Source organism: Candidatus Electrothrix sp. (assembly GCF_052785085.1).
Genome location: NZ_JALAAI010000012.1, coordinates 1 through 12,169, shown reverse-complemented (window position 1 = coordinate 12,169; position 12,169 = coordinate 1). Strand labels below are relative to the sequence as shown.

General features: G+C 44.9%; 10 protein-coding genes. 1 reads left to right on the top strand and 9 read right to left on the bottom strand.

Annotated elements, in window-relative coordinates; all coding sequences use genetic code 11:
* Positions 1–84 precede the first annotated feature (84 nt).
* The 9 genes from L2082_RS03590 to L2082_RS03550 form a co-directional block, all read right to left on the bottom strand.
* Positions 85–828, bottom strand: coding sequence for a hypothetical protein (locus L2082_RS03590; protein ID WP_446007854.1), 744 nt, complete (start codon positions 826–828; stop codon positions 85–87).
* A gap of 510 nt (positions 829–1,338) precedes the next feature.
* Entirely contained in the window at positions 1,339–3,276 is a 1,938-nt protein-coding gene (locus tag L2082_RS03585; protein ID WP_446007853.1) for a transketolase, read from the bottom strand.
* Between the two features lie 187 nt (positions 3,277–3,463).
* Positions 3,464–3,841, bottom strand: coding sequence for an SET domain-containing protein (locus L2082_RS03580; RefSeq protein ID WP_446007852.1), 378 nt, complete (start codon positions 3,839–3,841; stop codon positions 3,464–3,466).
* Entirely contained in the window at positions 3,832–5,094 is a 1,263-nt protein-coding gene (locus tag L2082_RS03575; RefSeq protein WP_446007851.1) for a saccharopine dehydrogenase family protein, read from the bottom strand. Before L2082_RS03575 ends, L2082_RS03580 begins: the two co-directional genes overlap by 10 nt.
* Before the next feature lie 10 nt (positions 5,095–5,104).
* The gene (locus L2082_RS03570) at positions 5,105–6,322 is read right to left on the bottom strand and encodes a saccharopine dehydrogenase C-terminal domain-containing protein (protein ID WP_446007850.1); all 1,218 of its coding nucleotides are present in this window, start codon (positions 6,320–6,322) and stop codon (positions 5,105–5,107) included.
* Positions 6,319–7,443, bottom strand: a complete 1,125-nt coding sequence (gene nspC, locus L2082_RS03565; protein WP_446007849.1) for a carboxynorspermidine decarboxylase — start codon at positions 7,441–7,443, stop codon at positions 6,319–6,321. Before nspC ends, L2082_RS03570 begins: the two co-directional genes overlap by 4 nt.
* Positions 7,440–7,859 (bottom strand): S-adenosylmethionine decarboxylase family protein, encoded by a 420-nt coding sequence (locus tag L2082_RS03560; protein WP_446007848.1) that lies wholly within the window; start codon positions 7,857–7,859, stop codon positions 7,440–7,442. The genes nspC and L2082_RS03560 overlap by 4 nt, the downstream gene beginning before the upstream one ends.
* A 277-nt stretch (positions 7,860–8,136) precedes the next feature.
* Positions 8,137–9,723 carry a sensor domain-containing diguanylate cyclase gene (locus L2082_RS03555; protein WP_446007847.1) on the bottom strand — a complete coding sequence of 529 codons (1,587 nt, stop codon included), beginning with the start codon at positions 9,721–9,723 and terminating at the stop codon, positions 8,137–8,139.
* Positions 9,724–9,811: 88 nt separating this feature from the next.
* Positions 9,812–10,753 carry a hypothetical protein gene (locus tag L2082_RS03550; protein ID WP_446011453.1) on the bottom strand — a complete coding sequence of 314 codons (942 nt, stop codon included), beginning with the start codon at positions 10,751–10,753 and terminating at the stop codon, positions 9,812–9,814.
* 183 nt (positions 10,754–10,936) lie between these two features.
* On the opposite strand from L2082_RS03550, the gene dusB reads away from it, so the two are divergent.
* Complete coding sequence (dusB, locus tag L2082_RS03545) at positions 10,937–11,869, top strand: tRNA dihydrouridine synthase DusB (RefSeq protein WP_446011452.1); 933 nt, start codon at positions 10,937–10,939, stop codon at positions 11,867–11,869.
* Positions 11,870–12,169: the final 300 nt, after the last annotated feature.

Here is a 12,169-nt window from a genome sequence, read left to right as displayed (position 1 = left end):
GCGCGGTTTTTTGCTAAAAAGGAGGAAAGGGTATCTCTTACAGTGACATAGAGTCACTGCAAGAGATGGAGGGCAGAAGTTGATTTAATAGGAAAAGCTGATAGACATACCACCGTAAAAGGCATTTTGTCCATCCTCAGGATCAAAGAAGTTGTTCATGTCATTTGCGCTTCCCTGTTCGTCATTTGCCTGTAGAGAACGGGACCATTGGAACTCTGGGGTCACTGTCAGGAATCCTTTATAGGAAACCGGAAGATTCAGCGACATGGAAACAGCTTTGTTCGCTACATTATTGTCGTCAGGGTTGTTTGCCAGCAGTGTTGCTTTTGAGCCAACGCCAATGGCCAGGCTATTGCTGAGCTGGAACGAACGTGAAATATCAAGGGTTACGTACCAAGGCCTTTCCTCAATATTGCTCAAGGTGTTTTTGTTGTAATTTTCTAAGCCAAGGAAGACAGATCCCCTGTTTTTGTCTGGATCTTCGGTGGTGTAGATATAACCAGCAGAAAAGCCAAGGCGACCTGGTGAACCTTTATAGGAGAGCGTGATGTCCTGACCATCAAATTGACCTTGATCGGTAAATAAACCTTTCATCATGTCTTTAGATTGACCAAGGGACACGGTTACCCCTGATGAGCTTTCCCTTGATGAGCTTTCGTTATCAAGGCCTCCGTACATTCCAGCGGCCAATAAGAAACTGCTCACCGCACTCTCATTATAGCTGCTGGCGATGATATTCTGCTTGGCATTTTCAGCACAAGCAGATTCCGTGCCGCTTAATAATGCTGTCAGTGCAATACACAGATATGAAATTTTTTTGAGGACCATTTTTTTTCTCAGGAATATAGTTATTCTCGTGACTATAATTTACTATACAGCTTGAATTTTGAAATGGCAATACAAAAAACTGTACAAAGTAGTAGTCGTAAAAAAGAAAACTGATTTGTATGGGCGAGTAGAAAAAAACACGGCAATATGCCCTCATAAAATTTCTCGGACAATCAGGCAAAAGAAACGATCATTTTTTTGAAAATCACTTTTAGAGTGGGTAAAGAACCACTGATTATAACGGATTCTGTTGATACGGCAACGCGTTGTTTTCTTATGATTAATAATTGAAGCGCTAGCTCATTTTTCGGCAACTGTGTCCTCAAAAACGTCTAAAACGGAATATCACCGGTATTATTTGCATCCATAACAGTTTGGTTTATATGTAGAAAGTAAAATAAACAGAATCCGTTATAAACAGGAACTTTCAATCTATTTGTATTACTGCAACAAAAAAGGGGCACCGCAAAGCAGTACCCCTTTGAACAGAAAATTGATTCGTACAGCAGGTTAACCAAGCAGTTCTTGTACAGTAGCTGCGATGGATGCGCCATCCAGTCCCTGCTGTTTGTACAGGTCAGCCGGGCTTCCAGAACCGCCATACTGCCTGACCCCAAGGCGACGTAGTTTCGGAGACAGTTCCTTATCCATCAAAGTTATGGCAACAGAGGCACCCAGACCAGTATCAGCATGATGATCTTCCACCGTTATAATGGGACCAATGGCCGCAGCCTCAACAATGGCCTCCTCATCCAGCGGAATCAAAGAAGCCATATTCAGTACTGCAACGGATTTACCAGCTTTTTTAAGAATCTGCCAAGCCTCAATACAGGCCGGAGTGACTGCCCCATAGGTGATAATGGTGGCATTAGTTCCCTGGCGCAGCCAATCGGCCTTGCCCGGTGTGAAGACGTAGTCTGCATCATAGAACACAGAGCCGTCTTCTTTGGTGATGGTTGGGGTCTTGGAGCGGCCCATGCCGACAAAATGATTACCTGGTTGGGTAGCGATATAGCGAACAATCCGATCTGTCTGGTTGGGATCACAGGGCATGAAGACGGAAAACCGGAAGTAATTTTTCATCAGGCCCAGATAATCAATACATTGATGGGTGGGACCATCTTCACCCACATCCAGGCCCACATGGGTTGCCACGACCTTAAGATTCGTATGATTGAAGTCGTTCAAGCGGTTCTGATTATAGACCTCGGATACAGCAAAGGAACCAAAGGTGGAAAAGAAGGTCACCATATTTTCGCAGCTCATGGCACCAGCAGCACCAGCAGCATGATGCTCCTGAATGCCCAGCTCCAAATAGCCCCCAGGAGAGTGCTTATGAAAACCACCCATTTTCACAGAGCCTTCCAGATCACAGGATATTCCGGTAATCACGGGTGCTTCACCGGGTTTATTATTGGCCTCAGCTAATCCCAGCAGGGCATTACCGTAACCAGAACGACAATCGGTCTTTTCATCCGCTGCATAGACAATGGGCTCTCCTGGCTGGATCTCAGGATAATCAGCCCGTGGTGGCATAATGGTTGCTGTGCTTACAGGTTCGTTGCGCCGTGCTTTCCACTCTTCAAAATCATTATCCACGCCCAGTTCCGCCAAGGCATCAGCCAGCATATCTGCTGGTAGCGGTGAACCGTGGTACTTGGCCTTATTTTCCATAAAGGAGATGCCCTTACTCATGGTTGTTTTGGCAATAATGACTGTGGGCACTCCACTGATATTACGGTAGGCATCCCGCATGGCCTGATACAGGGCTTGGTAATCATGACCGTCTTTGACAACCACCGGGTTGAAGCCCAGCCCGCCGTAGAGTTTCTGCATACACTGAGGCATAATATCTTCAGTACTCCCACAAATCTGAAGTTTGTTGCGGTCAATCAGCACGGTCAAGTTATCCAGCTTATATCTGACTGCATGGCGGATGGCTTCAGCAATCTGTCCTTTTTGCTGCTCGCCATCACCCATCAGACAAAAGACCCGATTTTTTTTGCCCTGAATTTTAAAGGCATGGGCCATACCTACAGCAGTGGACAGGCCTTGGCCCAGGTTGCCAGTATCCCATTCCACACCAGGGACGATTGATTCCACATGGCCGGGGAATCCTGAACCTGTGCGACGAAAACCAATAAGAAAATCCTCTTCACTAAAATAGCCATTTTCAGCCAGCACACTGTATACACCAGGTGAAATATGGCCGATAGACTCTACCATGCGGTCACGTTCTGGCATGCGGGGATTGGCAGGATCATGATTGAGCAGACCGTAGGCTACCAGCAGCATGTCCAGGGAGGACAGGGAACCACCAGGATGGCCTGAGGCGGCCAAGGAGGTGGATAATAAGATACGCTTTGCACAGCGGGTGCGCATCTCCTTCAGGGTTGCGATTTCCTCAGCCGTTAATTCGGGTGCGGAAAGGTCAAAAGTCAGGGACATCAGAAACTCCTATTATATAATAAAAAAAATTCGAGCAAGGAAGATTGCTCGGTTAATTCATATACGTGATCAAAGGAGATAGGGCGCATTCTCCTGTGTATGCTCTGAACATGAGAGTACACGCAACCCGTTATAATACAATGTTCCAGAAAGACAATGAGAAAGAAATAGAAGGGGTGATTTCGTTTTAGGAGATATCCGCCTCAGTGGTTCGATGATCTTCCAAAAAATAATCAACCGTCAACTCGATGCCAGCAGGGATATCAATAAGGGCCCGGTCACCCTCGCTATCCGGCTGAAGATTATGCTCCGAACTATGGTTTATGTACTGGCTATTATCCAGGGTCATGCAATAATTATCTGCACCATAGGGATAGGGAACAGAATGGGACAGGACGAACTCTTTTGCTGCTTCAGGCATTCCGCCCACCTGCTCTGGATTGAGGATAATATCAATCAGGGGATCAAATTTCCAGACCAAGGTGCCCTTGGGAATAAATTCACCGGCAAAAACGCCCACTCCGTGAATGGTACTCTTATCAAGATAGGTCTTGACTAATAACATCTGATTACACCTTGTTCTGTCCGTTCTATGCAGGAACTGAGTATTTTCATTGCCGTTGGCAAGCCCATCTTCCCTAACAATTCAAGAAAAGGTTCCGGGGCCAACTCTTCCACATGCTTCATTGCCCCCATATCCCATCTCCCATTGGCGATAAGGAGAGCAGCTGCAACTGGAGGTACACCTGCTGTATAAGATACAGCCTGGGAGCCGACCTCTTCATAGCATTGCTGATGGTCGCAGATATTATAGAGAAAAATTTCCTTTGCTTGCCCGTCCTTCTCACCTTTGATCAGATTACCAATACAGGTTTTTCCGGTATAACCGGGAGCCAGAGAAGCCGGATCAGGCAGACATGCCTTCACCACTTTCAGAGGAACTACTTCCAGCCCCTCTGCCGTGGTAACCGGTTCGTGACTGAGCAGACCAACATTTCGTAACACATTAAAGCAGTTGAGATAATGTTCACCAAATCCCATCCAGAAACGGATATGCTCGGCATCAATATGTTGCGGCAGGGAGTGGAGTTCATCATGCCCCATGAGATAGACCTTACGCCTGCCCACTCCGGGAAAATCAAACTCCATTGCCCGTGAATGAGGTGGACACACCTTCCATTGCCGATCCTCCCAATACCCGACTTCTTCCACAATTTCGCGAAAGTTCACCTCTGGATCAAAATTGGTGGCAAAATATTTGCCATGATTTCCGGCATTGACATCCATGATATCGACACTGTGAATTCTGTCGAATTCATGTTTCACGGCATAAGCACAGTAAGCATTCACCACTCCAGGGTCAAATCCCGCACTGAGCACCGCTGTTACGCCTTTTTCTGCAAACAGCGGTTGGCGTTGCCACTCAAAATGCGCATACCAAGGATAGGGAAGGTTCAGGGACTCGCTATCCTCATGCACGGAGGTATCAATATAGGCCGCCCCAGTGGCAAGACAAGCATCTATGACGGATTTATTAATAAAGGTGGAGCCAACATTGATTACGATCTCTGCCTCGGTTTCTTTAATCAGCTGGACCACATTATTAATTGCACTGGCATCCACCTGTTTGCTGAAGATTTTTTTTTCAGCATCCTTCAGTTTGTCTTTTGCCCGAATACTGGCAATGATTTCCTCGCATTTGCTTTGTGCTCTTGAAGCAAGGCAGATATCACCCAATAGATCATTATGCTGAGCGCATTTATGGGCCACAACAGATCCTACACCACCAGCCCCGATGATCAAAACATTTTTTTTCATTTCTCTGAAGTTATTTTTCCTCAACATAAGTCGGCAGCCCAATGCTATCTAACAGTGTAATGAAAGGATCAGGATCAAGTTCTTCCACATTCACCATGCGACGGACATCCCATCTCCCATCTGCGATAAGGAGGGCAGCGGCAACTGGTGGAACTCCGGCTGTATAGGAGATAGCCTGGGACTCGACCTCCTGATAACATGCTGCATGATCACAGACATTATAGATGAACACTTCACGATTCCTGCCATCCTTTTGTCCTTTGATAAGATTACCAATACAGGTCTTACCAGTATATCCCGGTGCCAGGGAAGCAGGATCAGGCAAACAGGCCTTAACAACTTTCAGCGGCACAACCTCTTGCCCTTCCGCAGTTGTTACGGGCTGCTCAGAAAGGAGACCGATATTTTTCAGGACATTGAAGCAGTTGATATAATGGTCGCTGAAGCCCATCCAGAAACGAATGTGGCGGGCATCAATATTTTTATACAGGGAATGTAACTCATCATGGCCGGTCAGATAGATGGTCTGCTCACCCACCACCGGAAAATCATAGACCTGTTTTTCTGAATGCACAGGTTTCGCCACCCACTGGCGATCAATCCAGGTCCAAACCTGGCCGGTAAATTCCCTGAAATTGATCTCTGGGTCAAAATTAGTGGCAAAATATTTACCATGATCACCGGCATTGACATCCATGATATCTATGCTGTCAACGGTATCAAAATAATGCTTCACCCCATAAGCGCAATAGGCATTAACCACGCCTGGATCAAATCCAATCCCCAAAATAGCGGTCACCCCTTTTTCCTGGCAGGCATCCAGATATTTCCACTCATAATTTGCATACCAGGGAGGTTGTTCGCAGATTTTATCCGGTTCCTCGTGAATGGCGGTGTCGATGTAGGCAGCCCCTGTGGTCAGGCAGGCATGGAGAACCGACATATTAATAAAGGCCGTGCCCAGATTGATGACTATGTCCGATTTGGTTTCTTCAATAAGCCGCTTGGTCGCCGGAATATCCAAGGCATCAAGTTGGCAGGAGTACAACTGGCCGTCTTTGTTTTTCAGACTTCCTTTCTTCTGGACGCTTTCTATGATGGCCTCACATTTTTCCTGCGTTCTGGAGGCAATGCAGATGTCACCCAGAATATGGTTATGCTGGGCGCATTTATGGGCTACAACCTGTGCAACCCCACCGGCCCCGATAATGAGTACGTTTTTTTTCATCTTGATGATCCTCTGCTTGGCCCGAGATTATTTTTAAAATCCTGATACGAAAAGGTCTTCACTGTATCGTAGTGACCAGTCAGTCGTTTGATAATAATTGACGGCATGTTCAGGCCATTAAACCAGTTCATTTTGACCATAGTGTATCCACCCGCATCACAAAGTTTGACCTGATCTCCTGGTTTGAGAGGAGTGTTTGTGCGATATTCTCCGAAGATATCACCAGCAAGACAGGATTTTCCCGCAATGATGTAATGGAGTTCCCCTGTTTTTGCAGAATCTTTGACTTGTGCCGTTTCCTGATAGGTCAACAGGTCAAGCATATGGGCTTCAATGGAGCTATCAACGATGGCAATGTCACGTTCGTTGTGGACGATATCTAAGACTGTGGTGACAAGGGTGGTGGAATCGGTGATGGCTGTTTCGCCCGGTTCCAGATAAATCTGCAGATCAAACTGTTCACTGAATGCCTTGAGTTTTTTAATAAATTCTTCCAACGGATAATCATCACGGGTGAAATAGATGCCCCCACCAAGGCTCAACCAATCCAGCTTGTAAAATAACGTACTGTATTGCTTTCCAATCTGGTTCAACAGAGAAGAAAAATTTTCGAAATCAGTATTTTCACAATTATAATGAAGCATAGCCCCATTAATTAATGCATTGGCCTCGGGTGGTGGAGGTCCAATAATTCCCAACCGGGAATACTGCCGGGCCGGGTCAGCCAGATCATACTCTGAATAACTCAGCTGAGGATTGAGGCGCAGCCCTCTGGCAAGATGCTTTGTTTGTTCAGCAAATTGCTGAAGTTGGCTGATAGAGTTGAAGATGATTTTATCCGAGATAGAGGATAGCTGTTCAATATCCTGCTCAGAAAAGGCAACGCTATAGGCATGGACTTCTTTGCCGAATTCTTCGTAACCGAGCTGGGCCTCATACAAAGAACTGCTGGTGGTTCCATCCATGTATTGGCGCATGAGGTTGAAAACAGGCCAGGTGGAAAAGCATTTCAGGGCCAGGACAGATTTTGCCCCAGCCTGAGTACGGACTTGTTGAATTCGTTTGAGGTTTTTGAGGAGCTTTCGCTCATCAATCAGATAATAAGGAGTGGGATATCTCATTTCCACTCCTTTTCAGTTTGCCTCCATTGCCGAAACGGCCCCCGTTCAGGCAGAGTTGCGCCACGATCCAGAAAGGCGGAAAATATCTCCTGCGGGTTAAAATGCTTTTTTACTACCTGGATTACCACATGTTCAGCAAATGTTTTGCAGGAAAAAATATCCAGATAAGCATCCCGGTTATTATCACTGAAATGACCCGTAATAGCTGAGGTCTCAATCAGTTGCACCAGAGAATAACCAGCTGCCTCATAGCTGTGTTCAGCAAAATGGACAATGACAGGCTCGCCATATACCTTCATGTCAATGGCTTCGACCAGCTCCTGGACAAAGGTGGCAATAGCCTCTTTTTTACAAACATTGGTATTACAATCTGCAAGATCTAAGAGCAGATGCTGCCCCCATATATTTTTCATCATAGTTCTCCCTGTTCATAATATGTTATCACGGCACCTCAGACCTCAGACTTCAGACCATAGGGAATGAGATGCACCTGACCGGAAAACACACCGGCAAAAAAAGTATTTTTCCAGGGTTCCAAGATACGTTCTTGAATTGCTGAATAGTGCTTTTTTCATCAGAGGTATGGAAGTGGATCTTGTATTGCGTGAAAGTACAGGGCAGGCTTTCAAACTTCTTTGAACTGCTTGATCCAATGTTCTTTTTTTGTGCCCTTCTCCAGTGAGAGGGTAAAGATTATTGGGAAACAATCTGGTTCCGTCCCTGTTCTTTTGCTTTATAAAGCCGCCTGTCTGCCTCAATCAATAAATCATCGGTTTTTTCATCATAAACACTAATGCCGCCGCTCACAGTTACTTTAAGTCCATCATAGGGCCAGGTCAATTTTTCGACATTTTTACGGATATTTTCGCCTACCAGCTCTGCTTCTTCCCGGCCCTGATTGGGGAGGAGAATTAAGAATTCCTCTCCACCATAGCGGCCAACAATATCTGTTTCCCTGACAGACTCTCGCAGGGTTTTTGCCACTGTTATCAGAATCTCATCTCCAGCCTTATGTCCATAGGTATCATTAATATGTTTGAAGAAATCAAGGTCAAGCATCATGACAGCAAGTTCTGGTGCGTATCGGCTGCACCGTTCAATCTCGCGCTGTAAATCTTCCATGACCTTTCTATGGTTGAGCAGACGGGTCAAACCATCAGTCACTGCCAGTTCTTCCAACTCGTTTTTCTGTCGGTTGAGTTCTCTCAGCATGTGGTTGTACTGTCTGGTCAAATGACCAATCTCATCTGATCGGTCAGAGCGTATTTGTTTGGATAAGTCTCCAGTACCAATGATTTCTTTTATATGTTCGGTCAAGTTCGAGACAGGTTCAAGAATAACTTTATTGAGAAACAGGGCAATAACCAGAAGCAAAACAACAAGAGAGATAACCACTGATTCCATAAGCGTAAACACAGTGGCTCTTCCTTTTTCTATAATTTGTGCCTTTTTCTTTACCTGAACAACCAGGCTCTCTTCTTCCTTGGTATTCAACAAATCAATGCTGATAGACAAGTCCAAGTCAGCCTGCTCTGTAATTGAAAAAGAGCTGTTCGTCGCAATGTTTTTCGCAGGGATAAAATTTTTATACTCTGGTTTGATTTCTTCTGAGGCCTGGAGAATTTCAAACTGTACATGCGTTTGTTCTTTGATACGTTCAATAATATCTTCATCCAGAAAAAAACCCATTGCTAAGATACCCTTCTGAGGTCCCTCAAGGGCACTGTTCAAAATTGGACGGGCAACAAAGAGGATCATCTTATCCGAAGTATTGATGATGCCCGAAATAACCCAGTCGGGACCATCTCCTACTCGCTTTGTGTAAAAAGATTCTGGAAAGGAGTCTTCAGCAAAAATTTTTGATGCCAGATGGGGAGGTGGAATAGACTCTTCCTTATTTAGGTCGAACATCTTTCCCCAAATAATCTTTTTGTCAGCATCAAAGATATAGAACAGATTAAGTTCACTCGTTATAAATGTAGCGTCGGGTAGATTGCTCTCAATGTATTCGCTATTGCCATCTACGGCAAATTGAGAGGTATCGTCCCAAAATGCCCAGTCACTACAGACCATATCCAGATGCTTAAGCTCGTTATTGAGAGCATCTGTTATACGGTTGATATCTTTTTTCGCTTCTTCATATTCAAGCTCAACAAAAGCTGGGTAAAGGGTTTTTCTATGCATAACATAGCTTGCTGCTCCATAGCACAGAGAAACCATAATTAATATAACGCCAATTTTTAGTCTTAGTGACCATTTACCAACTTTTTTTTTCATCATCTCTCCTCTTTTCAGAGTTGATAATCCAGAAGATTACTGCCTCGCCTTGGGCGAATAATATTCAAAATGGGATGAGTGCTTTCATAAGCTACTCAAATAATTGATCAGATCGTACCGGAACCGCAAACAAATCAACTTTCTGATATTTTTTACAGACAGTTACAATAAATTGCTCGGAAAAAAAAGGTCCATCAAGATATGCATAACCCCCGAGTACCTTTTCTTGTTTTTTAAGATGAGGAAAAATTGTTTTTACGCTATCTTCCTGACCAAGAGCTTGAGGAACAACGGCTGCGTAATACTGTGGACATTCTTCAGAAGGAACATACTGCTCTATCAGGCGCGAAACTTCATCCATCATGCTCTGTTCACGTTCGTCAATATCCTGATCAATATGAATGAGCATTCGGAGGATATCGCCGAATTGGGATACCTGCTGGGCAGGAGGGGAGGTTTTGAGATAGGCAATGATATTTTCCCGGATTTTACCGTGATTCTCTTTTTGTTGACAATCTTGTTTAATCTGTTGCCAGTCAAGATCTATATTCCAGCGGTTGGCAAATTCCTGAATGAATACTTTTTCCGCCTTTGCCAATTTATTATCCAGCATGGAGAATTGGATGAGAATGTCAAGGATTACCTTCTTGTGTGAAGGTTGAATAACCGATTGCGCCAGTTCACCGATTTCTTTTCGTTCCTGGTGGTAGGTCTTTTTCATCATTTTCCAGAGAGCACTTCTGCGTTCGCCTGTAACCCAGAAACCAATAGCAACAAAGAGCTCGAATAGACCAAAGACGAGCCAGATTAATGCATCAATGAATGAAGGCCAGGCCCGGTTGATAGTCAGGTCAATGGAATAGACCATGCTGGAAAATAAACCTATACTAACAGCTGAAATGGAGATACTTTCCGCAACGACCTTTTCGTGCTTTCTTTTCCAGAGCTTGTTCAGGGAAAGATAGGCTTCGGAAAGAGAGAAGGCCACGGCCCCATAGGCCATAAACTTCATAATTATTCTAAAAAAATCCAAATTCTTATTCTCCAGTATGTTTTTTATCCCGACCCAGGGGTCACGGAAGTGTTGAAGAGAAAAAAGGTAATTTGCAGCAATGTAGACAATTATTTATTATATTTCAATAAACTTATGCCCATCTTTTTAATTTTTCAGGAAACTTATTTATTTTGCAGGAAATATACCGCCTAATAGTACGTTATGAAAAACCACCCTTTTCTTAATAAAAACTCATTTGTTTTGGCACCATTGGCAGGCTACACTGACTTGCCTTTTCGTCTTATCTGTCGGGAAATGGGAGCCGACCTGGTCGTATCGGAGATGATCAGTTGTCATGGGCTTGTCTATGGTCAGGAGAAAACCCTGCTCATGTTACAAACAGTTCCGGAAGAACGACCGTGGGCAATCCAGCTTTTTGGCAATGAGCCGGAACTCATGGGGCAGGCTGCGGCTCTGGTTTCTCAAAGACCCGTTGATTATATTGATATTAATATGGGCTGTCCAGTTCGTAAGATTATTAAAAAGGGTTCTGGTGCTGCCCTGATGAAAGCAGAAAAACTGGAAACAGCAGAAAAAATTATCCAGGCTGTGGTTGCCCATGCTGACTGTCCGGTGACTGTTAAATTCCGTAGCGGCTGGAATGAAGATACCATCATAGCTCCAGAATTTGCCCGGATGGTAGAGTCAGCCGGGGCTGCCGCAGTGACAGTGCATGCCCGAACCTGGGCCCAGCAATTCGGGGGTAAGGCTGATCGCCGAGTCATTGCGGCGGTGAAAGATGCTGTGCGTATCCCGGTGATCGGGAACGGAGATATCCTTTGCTATGAAGACGGACTGGAGATGATGGATGAGACCGGCTGTGACGGGGTCATGGTCGGACGTGGAGCTTTGGGCAATCCTTGGGTTTTCCGTTCCGAGGGGATACCTGAAACCATAGAGGCCCGCTTGCCGGTGATTCGGCGTTATTTAGAACTTGCTGAACAACATCTGGACAGCAAACGTTTGCTCTTTCGCATCAAGAATCATACCTGCCGTTATTTTAATGGGGTGCATGGGGCTGCGGAAATTCGTAAGCGAATCATTGCCAGTCCGTCACTTGAAGAAATTAAGAATATTCTCAGCAAGCTTGCTTGACACTTTCTTCCTGCTTTATTATTTCTTCCTTTTATGCCGGGCAGACAGGCAGGTCTGCCCCTCCTTTTACTGCGCTTTCATCTTGACAATCAGCTAACCTGCTTTTAAGCTGCAATGAATTCTTGTTGCCCCTTTCGGATCTCCCGGTAAAGAGAGAGGGCGATGTTTATTGACTCAAAAACGACACCTTTCCCTCTGAATAGGTGCATTTCATGCGGCTCGCTGAAGTTTTTCAATCTTCAGATTCATTGAATGCTTGATTTGGTTTGTTATAACCTTAATCCTGAATTTCTCTTGAAG

Excerpts from the sequence above, each read along its gene's own strand:
- L2082_RS03570 (WP_446007850.1), bottom strand. The coding sequence starts at position 6,322 with ATGAAAAAAAACGTACTCATTATCGGGGCCGGTGGGGTTGCACAGGTT.
- dusB (WP_446011452.1), top strand. The coding sequence starts at position 10,937 with ATGAAAAACCACCCTTTTCTTAATAAAAACTCATTTGTTTTGGCACCA.
- L2082_RS03560 (WP_446007848.1), bottom strand. The coding sequence starts at position 7,859 with ATGATGAAAAATATATGGGGGCAGCATCTGCTCTTAGATCTTGCAGAT.
- L2082_RS03580 (WP_446007852.1), bottom strand. The coding sequence starts at position 3,841 with ATGTTATTAGTCAAGACCTATCTTGATAAGAGTACCATTCACGGAGTG.
- L2082_RS03590 (WP_446007854.1), bottom strand. The coding sequence starts at position 828 with ATGGTCCTCAAAAAAATTTCATATCTGTGTATTGCACTGACAGCATTA.
- L2082_RS03555 (WP_446007847.1), bottom strand. The coding sequence starts at position 9,723 with ATGATGAAAAAAAAAGTTGGTAAATGGTCACTAAGACTAAAAATTGGC.
- L2082_RS03585 (WP_446007853.1), bottom strand. The coding sequence starts at position 3,276 with ATGTCCCTGACTTTTGACCTTTCCGCACCCGAATTAACGGCTGAGGAA.
- L2082_RS03575 (WP_446007851.1), bottom strand. The coding sequence starts at position 5,094 with ATGAAAAAAAATGTTTTGATCATCGGGGCTGGTGGTGTAGGATCTGTT.
- nspC (WP_446007849.1), bottom strand. The coding sequence starts at position 7,443 with ATGAGATATCCCACTCCTTATTATCTGATTGATGAGCGAAAGCTCCTC.